Genomic DNA, 21,413 nt, shown 5'->3' with positions numbered 1-21,413 from the left:
CTAGTCTTCCTCGGCGCTCGCCTTTTTCAGAACAGCGTAGATTTGATCCTTCAAGAGGAGTTTTTCCTTCTTGAGGATCTCTATTTGCTCAGGGGTACTGGGCTCTGAATGCGCCTCCATACGTAAAATCTTTTGATCTAAATTGTTGTGCTTATCGAATAAATGAGAAAAATGACGATCTGAGGTTTTTAGCTGGGTGATGAGTTCACGATATTCAGGAAACATAGACGCTCTTTTCATTGAAGTTAATCAAAACTGCACGTTTTTAGTTTATCAAGCCGCAGTCCACAGAACAATGGATTTCATGAGAAATTTAATTGCTCCCCACCCCTTGTAATGAGCAGGAAAAACCCCATATGGGAATGAGGATTTCTTGATAGAAATTGCAGTAATATCGATAGGTGCACTAAGCACTACTAAATGAAAAGAAGGGTAATAAACCATGGCTACAAAGAAGTCACCAGCAAAAAAGAAAGTAGCTACTAAGGTGGTAAAAAAAGCCCCTGCAAAAAAAGCGGTCAAGAAAGTTGCTACTAAAAAAGTAGCTGCCAAAAAGACAGTAAAAAAGGTAGTGAAAAAACCAGCAGCTAAAAAAACCGTTGCCAAAAAGCTTGTAGCAAAAAAAGTAGCTGTTAAGAAAGCTCCTGCTAAAAAGCCAGCAACTAAGAAACCAGCAGCTAAGAAAGTAAGCAAGAAGGTAGTTAAAAAATCTTCTGCTAAATCACCAAAGGTAGACCAATACGGACTCGAGCAAGACGATGAGTTCTACGGTCTGTATTTTGCAAAATCCACTAAAAAAGGTTTGGTAGAAGTAAAGCCTTGCACTTTCTCCCTGATGTATTGGTGGAAAGGTTTGCTTGGTTATCCTGACATGATCGAAATCTCCAAAGGCAGCAACACTGCGATGTTGCAGTTTGAATCTACTTTTGGTGGTGGCGATTCAGGGGAAACTGAACTCACTGAAAAAGATGTATTTGAGATCGATCACATCATTGAAGTAGATGAAGAAGAGATGTTGATATCGCTCTACTCCTACGTCCCTATCTCCGTTCCAGACAATTTGATCGGAGCCCTAGGCCTAGCGATTCTGAATATCAATCCAGAAACCCGTTATGGCAGCTTAGAACTCTGCTCTACTGAGAATGAAGAAGGCAAAACAGAGCATTTCTTACGCTACCGCGCTGCTACTTATTTACGTGGTATTAAGTCTGGCAAGGTTGAGGCAATTGAGAGCATGGTCACCAACGGCTCTGAATTCTTTGGCTTGGCATTAGATGCAATGTGCGTAAACAAATCTATCAAAAAGTGGTTGCTGAGTTAATTCATTAAGCAATCTTGTCCTCACCTACAGAGGTAGGTATAGGACATAGGAAAGCGGTCATTGACAGTCTTTCGACTGTCAACCAAAGTAGCAGTCCGCTTTCCTAACTTCTTGCATTCCGCCTCAGCTACTTCATGCGTCTCTGCTTCATTAGCGGTTTTGGGAACATGCAATCCAATAGTTCCATCTGACTGTTGATAAACCCTAAACTCAGAAGGCGGCGTAGAGCAAGCCAGTATAATGCAGGCTGACATTATTAATAGACTGTAGCGTATTAAGCCGACTTGATTAAACATCATGCAGCATCCCCATATATTCATCAGTAGACCCTATTCTAGACCTTTGTTTTTAGCGCTAGGGGCTCTCTTGACTTTGTGCTTCTTTAGTAAAAGTCTGTGGGCAGCCCCCTTTGAGATCAAGATCCATGACGAGCTTATTGCGGAGCTGCATGAGTCAAGTTACGAGATTGAAACCAATCTTTTCCAGGCCAGTGCAGCGCAGGGGATCAAATCCGATGTGTTTCAAACCAGACTTGAATATGCCTATGGCATTGTGCAAGGAAATGAAATTGGCGCCAATATCTTTCTCAGTAATTACAACGGCGTTTCTTACGTTAATGGCGGCAAGCTCAGTCAAATGTATGTTCCCACCCATGAAGAGGATGGCATTTTTCATTACGGCATTAAAAATGAACTTATCTACCTCAAAGATATTGGTACCGAGAACCAACTCTTTTGGGAAATGACGCCCATTCTTGCGGTACAACTACAACAATGGCGCTTTACCATCAACCCATCAATCGACTTTGGGCTGAATAAAAGTGGTGGTGTCGCCTTTGCCCCCACGGGAAAAATTGCCTACTCAGTAACACCCCACACCTCCTTGGGCGCAGAGTATTACAGTGAAATGAGCAATACCACTAACTCTTTCCCCGTCTCTCAACGCTTTAATACGGCTTACCTGGTAGTGGACACCAAAATTGATAAGTCAACGATCAACTTTGGTGTGGGCAAGGGAACCAACTTAAATAGCGATAACTGGGTTATTAAACTAATAGCAGCTATCGCCTTTTAAAACGTTTAACGCTTTTGATATTCCTTAACAGTATCGTAGGCCACTTGCTGTAAATACAAAGCAACTTCAGGGCTTAAGCCCGCGTTATATTTAAGACCAACCGGTGATTGATTAAAGAGCGTTGCATAAGTGGTTGCAGCTGACAGATAGGTTCCAGCCACACTAGGGTGGCGTTTATCAGGGGCATACAACTCCAAGTCAGGCTTTGAAGCGATGGATTTGGCAAACGCTAACCCAACTGGAATTACCAAGACCCCATTCTCATTACCAGCAGCGGTATAAGCATCTGCCAGAGGAATCGTCATTTCAGGCTTATCTTTATAAGCCCATGACATGAAGAAGACTGGTACTGAGCCATGACGCTTTACCGTATCACTGTGCTTCTTTGCATACTCTGTAAAAACGGATTTCATTTGCGGATGAATGGGGCACTGACTGCAGTCCATCAAGATCGCCGCATCAAACAAGGGTTTCTGCGCAGGATTCATGACCACATTGTTTTGCGCATCAAAGGAGTACTTCCCAATGGCATTAGGACGGAAATAAGAATCCACGTCATGCCAATCAAAGCCCGAACCACTGATCGTAATCATGCTTTGACGTAGTGGAGCACCTTTCATGCCTTCGGCAACCATTGGCCCGAGGTTGCTAATAATCCCGTTATTGAAATAGAAAAAGCTATTACCTATAAAGGCGACTGATTTAGGCGCATCCTTGGGATAGCTTTGAACAGTTGGCTTTTGCTGCGCAAGAGAAATACCTTGCACAAGCAGCAAACATAATGCGAGGCCTAATAATTTAGTGATTTTCATAGCGTTCCTAAAAAATGTATTGTTCTTGATAGATTATTTAAAGAGTTTTGCCAAAAAGCCATCAATCTCACGCGTCGATTTTTGAGTAGCGTCATCATCACGCCCAACGTGGGGGTCTAACTGCACACACGCATCAGAATATTGAAACTCTTGATTGGTTTGGGTGTTAATTAAGAGTCCTTCTGTCTTTTCGACAATGGTGCAAGCTCTCACTGTTTGCGCATTTTTAGAAATCACTGGCGGTACAGTTCCCAGCGGAGAATCAAAGGCATGAGGTCCAAAGTCATACTCAAACAATTCCACATTTTGCTTGGCAGCTTTTAACTTATTGACGTAGGTCTTGCAGGCGCCAATAGGGTTGTAATCATCCGCTTTACCATGATGTAACTGGATCGGCTTACCTGTGGTCTTATCATCACCGATGTAACTGGTGACACAGTCGGCATAAAAGGGAATGTGCGCTGCAAATACCGTGCCGCTCTTATTCCACTGCTTATTAAAGCGCTCGACACTGGCAAACAAAGTTGCCTGACCCCCTCTCGAGAATCCCATCATGACAAATTTGCTGGAATCTAAGCGCGGATGCTTGGCCAAAATCTCCATAGCCTTATAACTGTCAAGAATCAGATTTAGTCTACCTAGCAAAGCCTGATTTGGCCCCACTACCGTTAAACCTCTTCCAGTAAAGCCATCTAGACTAAAAGTGGCATAGCCCTCACCTAAAAAGTGATTTGACCAATACTCCACATTAGCCCCCATGCCACTTGAGCCGTGAATCAAAAAGATCACCGGGATTTTTTGACTGACTGGTTTTGGGGGGAAACGTAAAATACCGTTGACAGTAACTTCCTTACCATTCTTATCGCCTTGCAAAAACTGCTTATCGGAGATCGTCAGGGTTGGAATGGAATAAATTTCTGCGCGAGGTGGATAAACAATCTCAGCAGCTTGTGCGGATAAGGATAGGCCCGCCAGAATGGCTAATAGAAAATACTTCATTAGTTTTAGTCTCCAAAATACGATTGATTAACGACTTATTTTTATAAATTGATATCGCTAAAACATCTTACCCGAAGCTAAAGGAAAAATCCTAAATCCAGCTTACTGCGCTAACTTACTTCGCCATCCATTGACTCAGCTTATCCTTCCACCACTTAGCCTGGCCTGTGGTTGAATGACCCAGGGTCTGCTCGCTTGCGGGAATTAAATAGAGCTCTGCAGATTTAATGCGCTTTAACTCTTTTTGCATGATTCCAAGCTCAGGGGGATTTCTTTCATCATCGGCTGAATTAATCACCAATACCTTTGCCTTGATCTTTTCTAAATCAGGCCCTGGATTGAAATCCCGCGATGATTCCCATTGATAGAGAAAGTCATTAGCGTCCATAGATAAAGGGGTATTGAGTCGTTCATTGACGATGGCATCTGCCTTTTCGCTATTGGGAGCTAAGAACTGTAGGTGCTGATTTCCGCCACTAGTAGCAAAGGGATAAAAGACGCTCGCAAAATGAGCGCTCTTGGGCTGTGTTTCGTAATTTCCACCATTCCAGGTAGGATCGCGACGAATGGATTCAGAGATAAAGCGCCTCATCATCCAATTGCGTCCAGACATTGCACTTGGAGTGGAGGCCATGGGCGCCAGATAGTCAGCATAGCCGGGGTAATTGGTGCCCCACAACCAGGTTTGCATTCCGCCCATGGAATTGCCTAAAACGAGCTTGAGATGTTTGATGCCCAGCCCCTCTGTAACAAGGCGGTATTGCGCCTGGACCATATCACTGTAGTTATATCGGGGAAATTGCGCCTTCATCCCATCCGAGGGCTTGCTGGATTTACCGACACCAATGGCATCTGGAATGATGATGAAATAGCTGTTGGCATCTAAGGGCTGCCCTGCTTGAAACAGCTCGCCACCAAAATCTTTTCCGAGCATGCCCTTGGCCGTACCGGCAGTGCCATGCAAGATCAGTACAGCGGGATTACTGGGATCACCTAAAGTGATATAGCCAATCTTGGCTTCTTTTAAAGTTTCACCCGTATGAAACTGGAAATCTTTTGCAATCCAAACACCTTCTTTTTGATTGGGATAATCAATTGCAAAACAGAATGAGCTGATGACAGCAAGCAGAGCTGGAAGAATTTTTTTCATTTCTGGAGATGGGGAAATATTTTAGGCAATCTGCTATTGACGGAATTGAAGGATATCGCTATTTACTATCGCATCTGTACCACTCACAATTCTATCGCCGAGTTTTTCATGGGTAGCAGTTGCAGATTTTCTAATGACAATAATGGAGTTTCTAAATTCAATGGACTCAATCCAACCTTCCTTTATGAAGGCCGGCATTTGCCCCAAGCCAAAGAAGGTTCTGAAATAGACATCTAGAGGAAGTTCATTCCCCCAAAACTGAATGCTAATGACATCCACCAATTTTTTAAAGAAGTTATAGGCAGAAAATTCATTTAACACTCCCCCTCCCCAATCATTTAAGTACAAGGTATGAGCGTCTTCTACTATAAATAAACCGCCCGGCTTAACTAGGGGGAAGTAGATCAGAAAGCTATTCAAAATATCATTAGATAAATGAGAGCCATCATCGATAACAATGTCAAAGTCTTTGCATATAGCGGTGATTCGATCGTGGGTTTCTGGCTGATTTGCATCTCCAACTATGACATGTACTCGAGGATCCTCGTAACGAAGATTGGCGCATCGCTCATCGATATCACAACCAATTAATACATTGGCATCAGCAAAAAAGGTTTTCCAAGTCTCCAAAGATCCGCCATTTTGAACGCCTATCTCTAAAAGATTTAATTTTTGTGTGCGATATTTTTCAAATAACGCATCATAGAAAGGAAGATAAGAAGACCATTTGTCACTGACCTTCCCTGTTTTTTGCTTATGAATTTGTTCAATTGTTAGATGACTCATGCCAACATGACTCCCAAGGTCTCAAATTATTCCAGTAATTACTTTAGCCAAAAAACATAAACAAGGCCGCAATACCCATAATAATCGTGGCAGACCACCCTAAACACAATATCGACTTGCTGGCTATAAAGTCACCCATGACTGACCTTTTGGAAGCCAGGATCATGATAGCCATCATTAAAGGCACTGCCACTACGCCATTTATCACGGCACTCCAAAATAAAGCCTTCATTGGGCTGATTGGTGAATACTGTATTCCCAGCGCGCCCAATACGCTCAGTGCAATAACAATATAAAACTTAATCGCGTGGCGTGGTGAATGCTCAAGGCTTCCATTCCAGCCAAATACTTCCGAAAGCGCATAGGCCGCTGACCCAGCTAATACTGGAACACCAATCAAGCCAACCCCCAAAATACCGATTGCGAATAAGAAATAGGCAGAGTTTCCAGCCAAGGGCTTTAAGGCAAAAGCTGCTTGGGCTGCAGTATTAATATCCGTGATTCCTGCGGCGTGCAGTGTGACAGCTGTGGCTAGGATGATGCAATAAGCAGCTACATTCGAATACAGCATGCCGCTCCAAGTATCCCAGCTAATCCGCTTGAGCTCTGAGTGCGCAATGCCCTCACCTTCTAATAATAAGTTTTTCTGGTGACGACTATTCATATCCTCCACCTCTTGAGAGGCTTGCCAAAAAAATAGGTAAGGACTAATCGTTGTACCAAAGATGCCCACTACCATTGCCGCCGCATCTGAGTTGAGCTTAAAGCTCGGCATCAGGGTGGCCCAAAATACCTCACTCCAGGGAACGCTTACCGTGAACAATACAGCTGCATAAGCCAGAAGCGATAAGGTGAGCCACTTTAAGAAATAAACGTAACGATGGTAAGGGACAAGGATTTGTAAGGCTAAAGTGAGTACGACAAAAAAAGCGGTCATCACATGCCAATTAATACCGGTAACTAATGCTGCCACTTCACCCATTGCCGCAATATCAGCAGCAATATTGAGTACATTCGCTATCAGCAAAAGAAGTACCAACAAAAATAGTACTGCCGGTGGAAATGTAGTTTTGATGTTGGATGCCAAGCCATGGCCAGTGACTCTTCCAAGGCGCGCGCATAAAACTTGTATTGCAGCCATCAAAGGATACGCAATAGGCATCGTCCACAACATGTTGAGGCCAAATTGAGCGCCGGCCTGAGAATAAGTAACAATCCCGCTGGGATCATCATCAGCCACACCAGTTACTAGGCCAGGGCCGACTCTCAAGAGGGGATGGTTTTTAATACGACTCCAGAGAGAGTGCTTCATCAAAGCGAATGAATACTCATTATTTGAAGTATCTCCAAGTGGTTTACCTTAAACCCATAGTAAACCAATCAACACTTGGAATAAGAAAAAAAAGGGGGGGGTGGAATACGCTTAAGCAAATGCCATCTTGGCTAATAAATCTATGCGGCCGGTTAAATTAGTTTATCAAAGAAAAACCGCCCGAAGGCGGTTAAATTCGTTAATTAACCTGAATTAAAGCTTACTTTTTAAATCATCCTTTGCGTCTCCAAAACCAGCCTGGATCTTTCCAACTACTTTTTGAGATAGGCCCTCCGCCTCAAGAGACTTATTTCCTACAACATTACCAGCAACCTCTTTTACCTTGCCTTTAACCTCTTCAATGCGGCCTTTTACTTGATCTTTATTCATAGCGAACTCCTTAGTATTGCGTTAGACAGCGGAACTACTTTTACGCAAGTTTTTCTTGCATAGTTTTTTATTTGTAAAAAGGGTTATTGCTTCCTTTGACTCGCATATCGTTCTTGACTGAAGTAACTCCTGGAATACTCTTAGCTACTTCAACAGCTCTTTTAGTTTGATCAATACTACTGACAAAGCCGCTGAGCTGGACTTCCCCCTTAAAGGTTTCCACAGTAATTTCCGAAGACTTTAATGTAGGTTCATTGAAGATCGCTGTTTTAACCTTGGCAGTTAAAACACTGTTATCGACATACTGGCCAGTACTCTCCTTGGTTTCTGTTGCAGCACAAGCTGATAGTGAAATTAAAATACTAGAAAATGCTAATGCGGCTATTTTTTTAAGTACGGTCACTTGATTCTTTCATATATGTAGTCGACTTACTTGGGGTGTCGATATTTCCCTATGCAAGGCTTAAGCGTATTCCTGAAGTATTTAATTTCATGTTCGCTATCAGACATAAGGATTTATTTTTTATAAGTTCGCTATCAGACTTAGTAAATACTATGTAAGCCCTAAAGTAATCTGTGAGTTTACTTTTTGACTCACATAAATAGAGAACTCTTTATTTATATTTTCAGGAGAAATATATGGCAATCGATCCAAAATCAAGCAGCACTATGCAGGCTACTCCACAACAAACTCATGCTAAAGCTGCAGAACATTGTGATGCTGCATCTATGGCCCATAAAGAAGCTGCAAAACATTGCGAATCTGGTGATGTTAAGCAAGCTGGCTTTCATGCTGCAGTAGCTCAAGGTCATACTCTGCAGGCAAATGAACATAGTGAGGCTGCATTAAAAAATACCGCCAATTCAGCCCCGGCAATGAAGTCATAGGTTATTGCGACTGTATAGAGTAAAAAATGCTGATATAGGCAAAATACTCAAATAAACGACCCTACCCACCACTATGTGGTGGGTTTTTATCGTGTAAGCTGACTTTATGTACGGTATCGCACATACTCAAATGATTATAGAAAATATATTGGATGTGTCTCAACACGATAATTCATATCTAGGTACCATTATGGAAAAAACGCCACCAAAAGATCAAAATCATCTTTTCCATTCAATCCCCACAATTGAGTGGGAAAGACTTCTTCCCCATATTGAAGTAACAGAGCTCCCGCTAGGCAAAGTCTTATACGAGCCCGGCATGAAAATGAGCCATGTTTACTTCCCCTCAACAGCGATTGTCTCCCTGCTGTACGCACTAGAAAATGGTTCGTCAGCTGAAATTGCAATAGTTGGCAATGAAGGGGTTGTTGGAATTTCCATCTTTATGGGCGGTGAATCTACATCTAGTAGAGCGGTTGTACAAAGTGCAGGTAAAGGCTATCGCATCAAATCAGCTATCCTCCTTGAAGAATTTAATCGAGCGGGCCCAGTAATGCACCTATTGTTGCGCTACACCCAAGCATTAATAACCCAAATGACTCAAACCGCAGTTTGTAATCGTCATCACACACTAGATCAGCAATTTTGCCGCTGGTTACTTTTGAGTCTAGATAGATTGCCGAGTAATGAGTTACGTATGACCCAAGAATTGATTGCCAACATGCTTGGGGTTCGAAGAGAGGGTGTTACCGAGGCAGCCCTAAAAGTCCAAAAGGCAGGACTAATCAAATATTCTCGCGGACACATTAGCGTCTTAAATCGATTGGGCTTAGAAAAGCGCATCTGCGAGTGCTATCAAGTAGTGAAATCTGAATATGATCGCCTACTCCCAGAAAAAATGGCCGTTTAAGTGCGATAACGGACAGAGCAAACTAAAGTATCCATACATACTTCAGCTGGGAAAGATATCAAATACAAAATTAGAGCCCTATTGCCCGAGTAAGGTTTATCACTACAACCTGAAGGCTTGGTAAATGAATAAAAATGCTCTCATTAATTTGTTGCCGCAGCAGAATCAAGAGTCTGTTTTAGCTAATGCTGAACTGGTTGAGTTAAATTTATCTCAAACAATATGCATCGTTGGCAAGCCAACTACTCATATTTTCTTTCCAATCAACTGTTTTATTTCTATCACCCAAGGGATTGATCATTACCCCCCTATTGAAATTGGTATGATTGGCAGAGAAGGCTTGCTTGGTGCGGAAACTGCTCTTGGGATAAGCACCAATCCATTCAGCGCATTAGTACAGGGAGCGGGAAGTGCATGGAAATTGGAGTCCCAATTTTTCCTAAGCCAAATTAGCAGCAGTCCTGAGCTAAAAGAAATCATTAATACCTATCTTGCAGTTCGCATTAATCAACTTGGGCTATCGGCTGCGTGCGAACATTTTCATGAGATTGGGCCACGCCTAGCTAAGTGGTTATTAATGAGTCAAGATCGTGCCCAATCGCCTACCTTTCGCATGACACATGAGTTTATCTCCCTAATGCTTGGCATTAGGCGGGTAGGCGTTACAACTACAGCGGCTGATTTTAGGAGAAGAGGCTTAATTGAATATCATCGCGGAGAAATCAAGATACTGAATAGACCAGCACTTAAGGCGGAAGCTTGCAGCTGTTACATAAAGAATCAAAAAATTTACTCCTCTCTGATTGGGTAAGCCTGCGCTACTCAAAGACCTTAAATTTAAATTGGAATGACAAAGATCCCGATACACGCTCTCCAATAGTTGGAATAACGATTAAATTGAATCCTACCCACTTGCCCTCAACCGTAAAAGCGGGCAATGCTGCAGGAAACCAACCGCCATTGTTATTACTTGTATAGCCATTGAACCCTCCAGCAACTAATCCTATATTGACTGGCCCTATAGCAATAGGTTGCCAATAAACACCAATATAGCTTGATTGATGATAATTACTATTGCGAAACGTACCCGCCGTTAAAGAGGCAATGGATGAAAATCTATATTCACCTCCAATTCCATAATTAACGGCATTGAAGTTCTTGGTTTGATCAAAGTGATAAGAAAGTAAGCCGGGATTTAGCCAAAGCTCACTTTTTTTTATTGGAGCAATAAGATCAATGGATCCGTACGAATCTGCAAGGCAGCATCTATAGCCTAATATCATGAAGAGTGCGCATACCAAGAGCTTAAAATATTTGTGAATAATAATTCTCAATAAATTTAAAGTTGGCGCTGCATGATCTAGAAGTCGCTAAAAAACTAAATCTACAATACAGCGCCGCCCCACTTTACTTGACTGCCGTAGCCTTAAAGTCTTTATTTTGCTCTTCAAATAACTTAATTTGCTCCTCTGCTTCATCAACAGTTATGCCGTAAGCCTCTTGAATATTGCCGGCCAATTCAATTCTCTTGCCTGCAATACGCTCTAGCTGATCGTCAGTTAACTTTCCCCATCGAACACGAATCCTACCCTTAAATTGCTTCCAATTTCCTTCGACAATATCCCAATTCATAAAAAATTCCTCCGCTGAATGAATGCTGATCGTAATACCTTAAACGCAGTCATTTAGTGCGATGCCGCACACAAAGTAATATATTTATATCTCGATCATATGTCTGATAGCGAACAGTCAATGAACAACAAAAAAAGTAAATTGGTCTTAAGCAATTTACGCAAAGGAAATAGATATGTTGGGAACAATAATTTTAGTACTCTTGATTTTGATGTTATTAGGCGCCATACCTGCTTGGCCGCACAGTAGAAATTGGGGGTATGTACCTAGCGGAGGATTAGGTCTTGTAGTAATCATCCTACTCATTCTTCTACTGACCGGCAGAATTTAAATTCTTTAAGAAAGAAATCTCATGAAAATGGACAATAGCTTTAAAGCAGTATTCGCATCAATGATGATTATTTCTGGCCTAGCGGCTTGCGATAATCCAGGTCCAGCTGAAAAGGCAGGTAAGAAAATCGATCAAGTCACAGAAAATGTCTCTACTTCTGTATCCAATGCAGCTGATAAGGCTGTTATAAAACAAGCAAATAAGACTGGCCAAGCAATTGATGACTCTACCATCACCGTAAAGGTGAAGTCAGCACTTCTAACTGAACCTGGGATGCAGTTAATGAAAATCACTGTTGTTACCGAAAAAGGTATCGTGACTCTTTCTGGATCTGCCGACTCACAAATTAATATCGATAAGGCAATAAAATTAGCTGCTGCAATCGAGGGCGTTCAATCTGTAAAAAGCAAGCTAGCATTCTCAAAGTAATTCATTTTTAAACCTTAAAAAAGCCGCTAATGCGGCTTTTTTATTAATTTTTAATTCCTCAATTAATCGTTGATTTTGAAGAATTGGATTTGGGTGGTGAGTTGCTTTGTGTTTTTTCATGTTGATCATAAACATAACCTCCCACAGCACCTATAGCAGCACCTCCCGCAGCACCCCATAAAAGACCTCCACCAGTAAGCGCCCCAATACCAACTCCCGCAGCCGATCCAATTGCAGCTCCTGATAAAGTTCTTTGCTGAGTGTCACTCATATTTGAGCATGCTGATAAGGCAAATATAGATGTTGCAGATAAAATGATCAGAGTCTTTTTCATTGTGATTTCCTTATGCTTTCAGCGAATAATTTTGTTAACTGCATTTCCGGGCGACATACTTGAAGATTCACAAGAAAAACGCACGGCTAAAAATCGCAACAATGTATCTGCCGCAGGAGCAGTGTTGTATCCAGGATTTTGTTTAACCCAATCAATAAACTGATTCATCACCTCACGCCTAGAAGGGGCAGGTTGAACTACACAAATGAAGTCTGGAGCCTTTTTAGGATGGCGCGTAACGAGATAGCTATCATATACACCCTGACCATATACATCACAGTAGATTTGTGGTTGCGGGCTAGACTGATCTCCACATACACCCGCTAACTCTTGAGTGCTAATTGCCCTAGTGCCATCTGGAGCAGCCATTACAACTCCAGAGCAAAACAATAATGATGCTAAATGTATTGTGATTTTATTCATAGACTACCCACTCTTTCTGATTAATTTAACTAACTAAATAAGTCTAGAAAGGTTTAGTAAATTGGTCTGTCTGTTATCAGACATACTATGTTTAGACGGAAACTAGCAATAAATTTTTGCAATATCGCCTAATCACCATCAACAGAAATTCATCCCTCTGGATAGCTTTGAGTAACGTTTTGGTGCCAAAAGTGCTTAGTCTATTAAAACCTTATAAAACCATTGACATTGGCGGAGAGGGAGGGATTCGAACCCTCGGTAGGTTTGACCCTACGCCTGATTTCGAGTCAGGTACATTCGACCACTCTGCCACCTCTCCAGACCAAGAAATCATTATAGCTATTGAGATATAAAGCCATGCATTGGGTATTGACTAAAAATAGACTGGTCAGAAGAGGTGATTTCCCTTAATATAGATATACGCTTATGTATATCTATATTAAGGGAAATCATGAATATCCAAATTTCAAAGTGGGGCAATAGCCTGGCACTTCGCATTCCTGCTGCATTCATCAAAGAAATCAAGTTAAAAGATGGGGACAAGGTTGAAGCAACCCTATCAAAAGATGGCTCATTAATTATTAGACCGCAAAAATTGGATCGCAAGGCACTCGCAGCACAGCTAAGAGCATTCAGAGCCACGCTGAAGATGGGTAAATCAGTAATGGACGAAGTTCGTTCGGAGGCGCGTTACTAATGATTTATGTTGATACAAGCATTTTGGTGGCCTTGTGCACAACTGAACCAAAGAGCGAGGTTGTTGATAAATGGCATGAAAGCAGTTCTGCAAAAATGATTTCCTCGACTTGGGCCTTTACGGAATTCTCTAGCGCCCTGAGTCTTAAAGTCAGAACCAATCAAATAACAGAAAAGCAGAGTCGCGAAGCCTGGAAAAAGTTTGATACTCTCTGTCAAAATGATATTGAACTAATGCCCGTTGAAGGCAAAGCCTATTATTCCGCGGGAATTTTAGTTGTTGATAGCAAGTCCAACCTCAGGGCTGGTGACGCCCTACATCTCGCTGTTGCAAAACAATTCAAATCTAGATCCCTGGCAACTCTCGATAAGATCTTGGGGAAAAATGCTGCCAGGGTAAAAATTAAAGCTGTGCTACTTTAATTCGGCCTTAGCACATCCATACCACCTAAGTAAGACTGCAATGCCTTAGGAATGGCAATACTGCCATCCACCTGCTGTTTGTTCTCAAGCAGAGCAACCAATGCTCTACCTACTGCAAGACCTGATCCATTTAAGGTATGAAGCAATTCTGGTTTGCCTTGACCCGCTTTAAATCTGGCTTGCATCCGTCTTGCCTGGAAGTCACCCATGCTAGAACATGAGCTGATTTCTCTATAGGCTTTTTGTGAAGGGACCCAAACCTCTAAGTCATAAGTCTTGGAGCTACCAAAACCCATATCGCCCGTGCAGAGCAATACTTTTCTATATGGCAACTCGAGGAGCTCTAGGATTCTTTCTGCGTGACCAGTCAGATCTTCCAAGGCCTGCATGGAATCTTCTGGCTTCGTGATTTGCACTAACTCAACTTTGTCAAATTGATGTTGACGAATCATGCCACGCACATCGCGCCCATAACTTCCTGCTTCCGAACGAAAGCATGGTGTATGCGCTACAAATTTCATGGGGAGATTGTCAGCATTCACAATCTCATCTCTTACTAAATTCGTCACTGGTACTTCTGCCGTGGGAATGAGGTAGAAGTTTTCAGTCTTCGCTTCACCACCCTCATCTTCACCGCCCATTTGACGCGGCACCTTAAAGAGGTCTTCTTCAAACTTCGGCAACTGTCCCGTACCACGCATCGAGGCGGCGTTCACCATATAAGGCACATACACCTCTTGGTAGTCATGCTGTGTTGTATGGGTGTCAAGCATGAACTGCGATAAAGCCCGGTGCAGTCTTGCAATGGGTCCTTTAAGCACTACAAAGCGTGAGCCGCTAATCTTGGCTGCGACTTCAAAATCCAATCCGAGTGGACCGCCCAGATCTACGTGATCTTTAATTTCAAAATCAAAAATGGGTTGCTCACCCCAGCGCTTCACTTCTTGATTTTCTGTTTCATCTTTACCAACAGGTACTGAGGCGTCAGGAAGATTCGGAATCCCCATTAAGAAATCGGCGATCTCTGCTTGTAGAGTACTCAGTCTTGCAGCACCAGATTCCATATCCACATTGATCTGGCTTGCCTCTGCCATTTCAGCAGATGCATCCTCACTCTTGCCTTTTTTCATGCCAATGGCTTTAGCCAATTGATTGCGCTTAGCTTGCAATTCTTCGGTACGGGTTTGCAAAGATTTGCGCTCGGACTCTAAGGTGTTGAATTTCTCAACATCCAATTTGAATTTGCGAGTAGCTAAGCGCGCCTCCACGGCGGCGATGTCTTTACGGAGTAATTGCGGATCAATCATGTAATGCTCTACTGGTTTGGGGTAATTCGATAAGATAGGCTCTAGTTTAAGCGCAGAACTTCAGCACCCGCAGGTGGGTTAAAAGTGAAGCGATTTGCTGGCACATTGATATTGAGCTGGATTTTGTCCAAAGTCACCAAAACAACACTGCCCAAGCCATCAATCAATTCAAGCGCTCTAGGTAGACCATTGGTCATTCCGACGGAAATTTTGGTGTACGGCAGATCATTCTTCGCATTGGGATTGCGCTTGGGTGCCAAGGCAACCCACTTCATTCCTAAGCGCTCCTCACCTTCTACTAAATCAAAGTTCTGATCTAAAGAAGCCTCGCCAAATAAGATGGCAGCCGGCGTAGCTGATAGCGCTTGCCCTGCAGGTCTAAAGGTAGCTTGATTTAAATCCTTATCCCACAAGATCAGTTGCTTACCATCGGTAATAAGTTTTTGTTCGTAAGGCTTTTGGGTATCCCAAACAAAACGACCCGGCCTTTGAAAAACAAAATGCCCACGAGTCTCACGCACCACTTTCAAACCCTTTTCCTGAGACTCATTGGCTCTTGGTGCGCGCAACTGCTGTTGCACAAAATCACCTTCAGCCGTTTTAGAGTTGCGCACAAATTGGCGCAACTGCTCAACACCGCTATCAGCTTGAGCAAAAACGCAATTAGTCGCCAGGAGAGTTGATAGAGAGATAGCTATTGAAATGGCAATCTTCAAGAATGTTGAGTACAAAATTGCAACCTTATTCCGAAGGACGGTGAAGAATCTCGCGATTACCACCATTACCCATCTTCGACACCAAGCCAGCTTTTTCCATATCTTCGAGTAAGCGAGCGGCACGGTTATATCCGATACGCAGGTGACGCTGTACCAGTGAAATCGATGGGCGTTTATTTTCAAGAACAATTGCAACAGCTTGGCCGTACAGTGGATCAGATTCGCCACCGCTTTCACCGGTCAATGCATCGACATTGGATTCATCGGCACCTTCGAGTACGCCATCAATGTAATTGGCTTCGCCTTTTTCTTTCAACCACTCGACTACGCGATGAACTTCATCATCTGAAACAAAGGCACCGTGAACGCGAACCGGCAATCCAGTTCCTGGCGCCATGTAAAGCATGTCACCCATACCCAAGAGCGCTTCTGCACCCTGCTGATCCAAAATAGTGCGGCTATCAATCTTGCTGCTCACCTGGAATGAGATACGAGTTGGCACGTTCGCCTTAATCAAACCAGTAATAACATCCACGCTTGGACGTTGGGTTGCCAATACCAAATGAATACCTGCTGCACGAGCTTTTTGTGCAATACGCGCAATCAATTCTTCAATCTTCTTACCTGAGACCATCATCAAGTCGGCTAACTCATCAATCACGATTACGATGACAGGCGCCTTATAGATTGGCTCTGGATCTTCTGGAGTCAAGCTAAATGGATTGGTGAGCTTCTCACCCTTCTCTTCCGCCTCAAGAATCTTTTTATTAAAGCCAGCCAGGTTACGCACACCAAACTTACTCATCAGTTTGTAGCGACGTTCCATTTCATTCACGGCCCAATTGAGCGCGTTGTAGGCTTGCTTCATGTCAGTAACCACTGGGCAAAGCAAATGGGGAATCTTGTCGTAGATAGCCATCTCCAGCATCTTCGGATCAATCATGATGAGCCTGACTTCATCAGGCTTAGCCTTAAAGAGCAGCGACAAAATCATGGCATTAATACCAACAGACTTACCAGCACCAGTGGTACCTGCAACCAGACAGTGTGGCATCTTGGCTAAATCGGCAACCATCGGGCTACCAGAAATATCTTTACCTAATGCCAGGGTTAACAAGGAATGATTGTCGTTGTAGACCTGTGAAGTCAAAATCTCCGACAGATAAACGGATTGGCGTGTTGGGTTTGGTAACTCCAATGCCATACAGGTTTTACCTGGAATCGTTTCGACTACACGCATACTGACTACACCCAATGAGCGTGCCAAGTCGCGCGAGAGATTCACAATCTGACTGCCCTTCACACCAATGGCAGGATCAATCTCATAGCGCGTCACTACTGGCCCAGGATACGCAGCAATCACTGTGACCTGTACATTGAACTCAGCTAACTTACGCTCGATCAAGCGTGAAGTAAATTCCAATACTTCTGCAGAGATCGTTTCTTTTGCTTCGGGCACAGGATCTAATAAAGCCAACGGTGGCAATTCTGAATCCGGAATATCTACGAACAAAGGTTGCTGTTTTTCACGCTCAACCCGAGCGCTCTTCGGAATCTCTACTGGTGCACGCACAATCTGCACTGGTGCCGCTACTTCTACGCGACCCCGAAACTCTTCAACAAACTCTTCCCGCTCTTCCGCAGCAACTTCACCCATCTTGCGATCAGCCTCGCTATCGCGGCGTTCACGAATACGGTGATAAGAAACTTCTAAAAAGCGACCTACTTTTTCGGCAACATCTAACCAAGAAAAATGCAGGAACAGAGAAAGGCCAGCACACAGGCCAAACAATAAAACGAGGGTTGCCCCCGTAAATCCGAGAGACATCTGCAAAGGATCGCCGATGAGCTCACCCAAAATGCCGCCAGGAGGCCTAGGAAGCTCCCAACCTAGCGAATGGAGACGAATGGACTCAAGACCCATGCTGCAGATTAAGGTCAGTCCAAAGCCCAGCCAACGCACCAATAAGGAATCTGGCTTTGCTTCTGGATCCAGCGGCAATGGAATACTCCAAAGCTCGCGCCAGCCATTCAGAACTCGGCGCCCAAATAGGGCCACCCACCAAAATGCAGAAATACCAAAGATATAGAGCAATAAATCGGCTAAATAGGCCCCAAAACGGCCACCCAGGTTCTTAGGAGCCTCAAAACTGGCGTGGGACCAGGCTGGATCTGCCTTGGAATAAGTCAACAAAATGGCAAATAAACCCAGACATAGGCCTAGGGAGATGAACCAGCGGGCCTCCAGCAGGAGGCGGGGCATCCTACCCTGCCCGGCATTATCGGGGGGTGTTGGAATCTTGGACTTCGGATATACGGTTCTTGCCATGTTCCACCGATTGTAAACAAGCAAACCTATAATTTGGGTATGACTACAAATACTCCTAAACACTCTAAAGTACTTATCCTCGGATCCGGCCCTGCAGGCTATACAGCAGCGGTTTACGCGGCGAGGGCCAATCTGAACCCTACCCTCATTACTGGTCTGGCTCAAGGCGGTCAATTAATGACCACTACAGACGTCGAAAACTGGCCTGCTGACCCTGATGGCGTCCAAGGCCCAGAACTCATGGATCGCTTTTTAAAGCATGCTGAGCGCTTTAATACTGAGATCATTTTTGACCATATTCATACGGCGGCCCTCACAGAAAAGCCAATTCGCCTCGTTGGCGACTCAGGCACTTATACCTGTGATGCCCTCATTATTTCTACAGGCGCTTCCGCACAATATATTGGCTTGCCTAGTGAAGAAGCATTCATGGGTCGCGGGGTTTCTGGTTGCGCTACGTGTGATGGCTTCTTCTATCGCAATCAAGATGTTTGCGTAGTGGGTGGCGGCAATACTGCAGTTGAAGAAGCGCTCTACCTCACTGGTATCGCAAAGAAAGTAACCGTCATTCATCGTCGCGATAAATTCCGTGCCGAACCAATTCTGAATGATCGCCTCATGGCCAAAGTTGCTGAAGGCAAGGTGGAGCTCAAATTGAACTCCACTCTAGATGAAGTGCTCGGCGATGAAAAAGGCGTTACTGGTGTGCGTATTAAAAAACAAGATGGCAGCACTGAAGATATTGCAGTGACTGGTGCTTTTATCGCGATTGGTCACAAACCCAATACCGAACTCTTTGTTGGACAGCTGGATATGAACAACGGCTACCTTAAAACCCGCTCGGGTCTGGAAGGTAATGCTACTGCTACCAATATCCCTGGCGTGTTTGCTGCCGGCGATGTACAAGACCATATTTATCGTCAAGCGATTACGAGTGCAGGTACAGGTTGTATGGCAGCACTAGATGCACAGCGTTATCTGGAAACTTTATCCTAAGTTTTAAAAATTTAGGAATAAAAAAACGCCTAGCATTGCTAGGCGTTTTGCTTAATGCGCTTGGTGCTTAGCGACTAATCACTGGCAAGAGTGGCACGATCAAGAGCGCCACAATATTAATGATCTTAATGAGTGGGTTCACTGCAGGACCAGCGGTGTCTTTGTAGGGATCGCCTACCGTGTCACCTGTCACCGCTGCTTTATGCGCTTCAGAACCTTTACCGCCGAAGTTACCTTCTTCGATATATTTCTTCGCGTTATCCCAAGCGCCGCCACCTGTACACATGGAGATCGCTACAAACAAACCAGTCACGATCGTGCCCATTAATAAGCCACCCAATGCGGCAGGTCCTAACAAGAGACCAACCACAATCGGAGCCACTACTGGCAAAAGTGAAGGAATGATCATTTCTTTAATCGCTGCCGATGTCAGCATGTCTACTGCCTTGCCATATTCTGGCTTCGCAGTACCTTCCATGATTCCCGGAATCTCGCGGAACTGGCGGCGCACTTCTTCAACCACCGCACCTGCGCAACGACCAACCGCCTCCATTGCCATCGCACCAAACAAGTAAGGAATCATTCCGCCGATAAAGAGGCCAATGATCACCATGTGATTGGAGAGATCAAAAGAAACTTGTTGACCAATACCTTCTAAGGCATGGGTATAGTCAGCAAACAGCACCAATGATGCAAGACCAGCAGAACCAATCGCATAACCTTTAGTCACTGCTTTAGTAGTGTTACCTACTGCGTCTAATGGATCAGTGATGTCACGCACTGCTTGTGGCAAACCAGCCATCTCTGCAATACCACCGGCGTTATCGGTAATCGGGCCATAAGCATCCAATGCCACCACAATGCCTGCCATGGACAGCATCGCAGTCGCTGCAATCGCAATGCCGTACAAACCAGCTAACCAATAGGCTGCATAAATAGCCGCACATACAAAGAGCACTGGATAAGCTGTCGACTTCATGGAAATACCCAAGCCAGCAATGATATTGGTACCGTGGCCTTTAGTAGAAGCTTCGGCAATATGTTGAACAGGCTTGAACTGCGTCCCGGTGTAGTACTCAGTAATCCATACTAAAGCGGCTGTAAGTAAGAGGCCTACTACAGTCGCACCAAACAAACGCCACTGGCTTCCAGGAATGCCTAGTGCATCGTCCGGCATGATGAAGTTAGTCACAAAGTAGAAAGCAATCAATGACAATCCACCAGCGATGATGAGGCCTTTATACAAAGCTGGCATGACATTCTTCATGCCAGGCGTTGCTTTAACAAAGGAGCAACCAATGATGGAAGCAATGATCGATACGCCACCCAAAACCAATGGGTAAACAATCGCAGCCACTGGTGCACCAGTAACCATCAAGGAACCGAGCACCATCGTTGCAATCAATGTCACTGCATAGGTTTCAAATAAGTCTGCTGCCATACCAGCGCAATCACCTACGTTGTCGCCAACGTTATCAGCAATCACGGCTGGGTTACGAGGGTCATCCTCTGGAATGCCGGCTTCGACTTTACCAACCAAGTCTGCGCCAACGTCAGCGCCCTTGGTAAAGATACCGCCACCTAGTCGAGCAAAGATAGAAATCAAGGAAGAACCAAATGCCAATCCAATCAGCGGATGCAGCACCGAAGAAAGGTCTTGGCCAGCACCAATCGATACAAGGAACATGAAGAATAGGCCCACACCGAGAAGACCTAAACCGACAACCAACATGCCAGTAATGGCACCGCCTTTAAAGGCTACGTTTAAGGCTTCATTCATACCTTTCGTTGCCGCTTCCGCAGTGCGAACGTTCGCACGAACTGAGACGTTCATTCCAATGAAGCCACAGGCACCAGAAAGTACTGCGCCAACTACAAACCCAATCGCAGTAGCAAAGTCTAAAAAGAGTGCCATCAAAATCGTCAGAACGACGCCGACAATCGCAATGGTTTTGTATTGGCGAGATAGGTAGGCTGCTGCCCCCAGTTGAATAGCCTCTGCAATCTCTTGCATCTTGGCATTACCCGTACTTTGCTTCAAAATCCAGCTGCGCATCACAAAACCGTAAATCACGGCCAGGACACCGCACGCTAAGGCAAAATACAAGCCTAAAGTGACATTACTCATGCTTGAACTCCCTAAAGTTGATCTTTT

The 21,413-nt window shown here is 44.1% G+C and carries 27 protein-coding genes and 1 tRNA gene; 10 read left to right on the top strand and 18 right to left on the bottom strand.

Annotated elements, in window-relative coordinates:
- Positions 1-225 (bottom strand): YdcH family protein, encoded by a 225-nt coding sequence (locus ICN47_RS00685; protein WP_216218002.1) that lies wholly within the window; start codon positions 223-225, stop codon positions 1-3.
- 217 nt (positions 226-442) lie between these two features.
- Between ICN47_RS00685 and ICN47_RS00680 the strand changes: the two genes are divergently transcribed.
- The gene (locus tag ICN47_RS00680) at positions 443-1,321 is read left to right on the top strand and encodes a hypothetical protein (RefSeq protein WP_216218001.1); all 879 of its coding nucleotides are present in this window, start codon (positions 443-445) and stop codon (positions 1,319-1,321) included.
- A gap of 20 nt (positions 1,322-1,341) precedes the next feature.
- Here the strand turns inward: ICN47_RS00680 and ICN47_RS00675 are convergent, their stop codons facing one another.
- Positions 1,342-1,575 (bottom strand): hypothetical protein, encoded by a 234-nt coding sequence (locus tag ICN47_RS00675; protein ID WP_255538864.1) that lies wholly within the window; start codon positions 1,573-1,575, stop codon positions 1,342-1,344.
- A 112-nt stretch (positions 1,576-1,687) separates the two neighbouring features.
- Between ICN47_RS00675 and ICN47_RS00670 the strand changes: the two genes are divergently transcribed.
- On the top strand, positions 1,688-2,395 hold the full coding sequence (locus tag ICN47_RS00670) for a hypothetical protein (protein WP_216218000.1): 708 nt from the start codon (positions 1,688-1,690) through the stop codon (positions 2,393-2,395).
- A 5-nt stretch (positions 2,396-2,400) separates the two neighbouring features.
- On the opposite strand, the gene ICN47_RS00665 is transcribed toward ICN47_RS00670, so the two are convergent.
- The 7 genes from ICN47_RS00665 to ICN47_RS00635 form a co-directional block, all read right to left on the bottom strand.
- Entirely contained in the window at positions 2,401-3,207 is an 807-nt protein-coding gene (locus tag ICN47_RS00665; RefSeq protein WP_216217999.1) for a hypothetical protein, read from the bottom strand.
- Between the two features lie 33 nt (positions 3,208-3,240).
- Positions 3,241-4,206 carry a dienelactone hydrolase family protein gene (locus tag ICN47_RS00660; protein WP_216217998.1) on the bottom strand — a complete coding sequence of 322 codons (966 nt, stop codon included), beginning with the start codon at positions 4,204-4,206 and terminating at the stop codon, positions 3,241-3,243.
- A gap of 115 nt (positions 4,207-4,321) precedes the next feature.
- Positions 4,322-5,356: an alpha/beta fold hydrolase gene (locus tag ICN47_RS00655; RefSeq protein ID WP_216217997.1), complete on the bottom strand. Its 1,035-nt coding sequence runs from the start codon at positions 5,354-5,356 to the stop codon at positions 4,322-4,324.
- Positions 5,357-5,389: 33 nt separating this feature from the next.
- Positions 5,390-6,142, bottom strand: a complete 753-nt coding sequence (locus tag ICN47_RS00650) for a class I SAM-dependent methyltransferase (protein ID WP_216217996.1) — start codon at positions 6,140-6,142, stop codon at positions 5,390-5,392.
- 43 nt (positions 6,143-6,185) lie between these two features.
- A complete protein-coding gene (locus ICN47_RS00645) occupies positions 6,186-7,454 on the bottom strand; it encodes an NRAMP family divalent metal transporter (RefSeq protein ID WP_216217995.1) in 1,269 nt (422 codons plus the stop codon).
- A 213-nt stretch (positions 7,455-7,667) separates the two neighbouring features.
- Positions 7,668-7,844 carry a CsbD family protein gene (locus ICN47_RS00640; RefSeq protein ID WP_216217994.1) on the bottom strand — a complete coding sequence of 59 codons (177 nt, stop codon included), beginning with the start codon at positions 7,842-7,844 and terminating at the stop codon, positions 7,668-7,670.
- Between the two features lie 67 nt (positions 7,845-7,911).
- A complete protein-coding gene (locus ICN47_RS00635; RefSeq protein ID WP_216217993.1) occupies positions 7,912-8,247 on the bottom strand; it encodes a BON domain-containing protein in 336 nt (111 codons plus the stop codon).
- 236 nt (positions 8,248-8,483) lie between these two features.
- Between ICN47_RS00635 and ICN47_RS00630 the strand changes: the two genes are divergently transcribed.
- The 3 genes from ICN47_RS00630 (at position 8,484) to ICN47_RS00620 (ending at position 10,453) form a co-directional block, all read left to right on the top strand.
- On the top strand, positions 8,484-8,732 hold the full coding sequence (locus ICN47_RS00630; RefSeq protein WP_216217992.1) for a hypothetical protein: 249 nt from the start codon (positions 8,484-8,486) through the stop codon (positions 8,730-8,732).
- A gap of 190 nt (positions 8,733-8,922) precedes the next feature.
- Positions 8,923-9,642 carry a Crp/Fnr family transcriptional regulator gene (locus ICN47_RS00625; protein WP_216217991.1) on the top strand — a complete coding sequence of 240 codons (720 nt, stop codon included), beginning with the start codon at positions 8,923-8,925 and terminating at the stop codon, positions 9,640-9,642.
- Between the two features lie 124 nt (positions 9,643-9,766).
- Complete coding sequence (locus ICN47_RS00620; RefSeq protein ID WP_216217990.1) at positions 9,767-10,453, top strand: Crp/Fnr family transcriptional regulator; 687 nt, start codon at positions 9,767-9,769, stop codon at positions 10,451-10,453.
- Positions 10,454-10,460: 7 nt separating this feature from the next.
- Here ICN47_RS00620 and ICN47_RS00615 read toward each other — a convergent pair whose 3' ends face one another.
- Both ICN47_RS00615 and ICN47_RS00610 read right to left on the bottom strand, forming a co-directional pair.
- The gene (locus tag ICN47_RS00615) at positions 10,461-10,925 is read right to left on the bottom strand and encodes a hypothetical protein (RefSeq protein ID WP_216217989.1); all 465 of its coding nucleotides are present in this window, start codon (positions 10,923-10,925) and stop codon (positions 10,461-10,463) included.
- 124 nt (positions 10,926-11,049) lie between these two features.
- Positions 11,050-11,274: a CsbD family protein gene (locus ICN47_RS00610; RefSeq protein ID WP_216217988.1), complete on the bottom strand. Its 225-nt coding sequence runs from the start codon at positions 11,272-11,274 to the stop codon at positions 11,050-11,052.
- Positions 11,275-11,449: 175 nt separating this feature from the next.
- Here ICN47_RS00610 and ICN47_RS00605 point away from each other — a divergent pair, with 175 nt between their 5' ends.
- Both ICN47_RS00605 and ICN47_RS00600 read left to right on the top strand, forming a co-directional pair.
- Positions 11,450-11,605 carry a DUF3309 family protein gene (locus ICN47_RS00605; RefSeq protein ID WP_216217987.1) on the top strand — a complete coding sequence of 52 codons (156 nt, stop codon included), beginning with the start codon at positions 11,450-11,452 and terminating at the stop codon, positions 11,603-11,605.
- 21 nt (positions 11,606-11,626) lie between these two features.
- Positions 11,627-12,034 carry a BON domain-containing protein gene (locus tag ICN47_RS00600; protein ID WP_216217986.1) on the top strand — a complete coding sequence of 136 codons (408 nt, stop codon included), beginning with the start codon at positions 11,627-11,629 and terminating at the stop codon, positions 12,032-12,034.
- A 58-nt stretch (positions 12,035-12,092) separates the two neighbouring features.
- Here the strand turns inward: ICN47_RS00600 and ICN47_RS00595 are convergent, their stop codons facing one another.
- The 3 genes from ICN47_RS00595 to ICN47_RS00585 all read right to left on the bottom strand — a co-directional run bounded on the left by ICN47_RS00595 (position 12,093) and on the right by ICN47_RS00585 (position 13,110).
- On the bottom strand, positions 12,093-12,368 hold the full coding sequence (locus ICN47_RS00595; protein ID WP_216217985.1) for a YMGG-like glycine zipper-containing protein: 276 nt from the start codon (positions 12,366-12,368) through the stop codon (positions 12,093-12,095).
- Positions 12,369-12,386: 18 nt separating this feature from the next.
- Positions 12,387-12,791 (bottom strand): Rap1a/Tai family immunity protein, encoded by a 405-nt coding sequence (locus ICN47_RS00590; protein ID WP_216217984.1) that lies wholly within the window; start codon positions 12,789-12,791, stop codon positions 12,387-12,389.
- A 229-nt stretch (positions 12,792-13,020) separates the two neighbouring features.
- Positions 13,021-13,110, bottom strand: a tRNA-Ser gene (locus ICN47_RS00585).
- Positions 13,111-13,242: 132 nt separating this feature from the next.
- Here ICN47_RS00585 and ICN47_RS00580 point away from each other — a divergent pair.
- Together ICN47_RS00580 and ICN47_RS00575 are read left to right on the top strand one after the other, a co-directional pair.
- A complete protein-coding gene (locus ICN47_RS00580) occupies positions 13,243-13,488 on the top strand; it encodes an AbrB/MazE/SpoVT family DNA-binding domain-containing protein (protein ID WP_216217983.1) in 246 nt (81 codons plus the stop codon).
- Positions 13,488-13,910, top strand: a complete 423-nt coding sequence (locus ICN47_RS00575; RefSeq protein ID WP_216217982.1) for a type II toxin-antitoxin system VapC family toxin — start codon at positions 13,488-13,490, stop codon at positions 13,908-13,910. The genes ICN47_RS00580 and ICN47_RS00575 overlap by 1 nt, the downstream gene beginning before the upstream one ends.
- Here ICN47_RS00575 and serS read toward each other — a convergent pair.
- The 3 genes from serS to ICN47_RS00560 are packed head-to-tail and all read right to left on the bottom strand — an operon-like array spanning position 13,907 to position 18,196.
- Positions 13,907-15,217 (bottom strand): serine--tRNA ligase, encoded by a 1,311-nt coding sequence (gene serS, locus ICN47_RS00570; protein ID WP_216217981.1) that lies wholly within the window; start codon positions 15,215-15,217, stop codon positions 13,907-13,909. The genes ICN47_RS00575 and serS overlap by 4 nt on opposite strands.
- 41 nt (positions 15,218-15,258) lie before the next feature.
- Positions 15,259-15,948 (bottom strand): outer membrane lipoprotein carrier protein LolA, encoded by a 690-nt coding sequence (locus ICN47_RS00565; protein ID WP_255538863.1) that lies wholly within the window; start codon positions 15,946-15,948, stop codon positions 15,259-15,261.
- Between the two features lie 10 nt (positions 15,949-15,958).
- A complete protein-coding gene (locus ICN47_RS00560) occupies positions 15,959-18,196 on the bottom strand; it encodes a DNA translocase FtsK (RefSeq protein WP_216218271.1) in 2,238 nt (745 codons plus the stop codon).
- Positions 18,197-18,301: 105 nt separating this feature from the next.
- On the opposite strand from ICN47_RS00560, the gene trxB reads away from it, so the two are divergent.
- A complete protein-coding gene (trxB, locus tag ICN47_RS00555) occupies positions 18,302-19,258 on the top strand; it encodes a thioredoxin-disulfide reductase (protein WP_216217979.1) in 957 nt (318 codons plus the stop codon).
- Between the two features lie 67 nt (positions 19,259-19,325).
- Here trxB and ICN47_RS00550 read toward each other — a convergent pair whose 3' ends face one another.
- Positions 19,326-21,386 (bottom strand): sodium-translocating pyrophosphatase, encoded by a 2,061-nt coding sequence (locus ICN47_RS00550; RefSeq protein WP_216217978.1) that lies wholly within the window; start codon positions 21,384-21,386, stop codon positions 19,326-19,328.
- Positions 21,387-21,413: the final 27 nt, after the last annotated feature.

It is taken from the genome of Polynucleobacter sp. AP-Latsch-80-C2 (assembly GCF_018882185.1).
GTDB lineage: Bacteria > Pseudomonadota > Gammaproteobacteria > Burkholderiales > Burkholderiaceae > Polynucleobacter.
The sequence above is the reverse complement of the archived record's forward strand: the minus strand, read 5'-3'. Positions and strand labels throughout refer to the sequence as shown.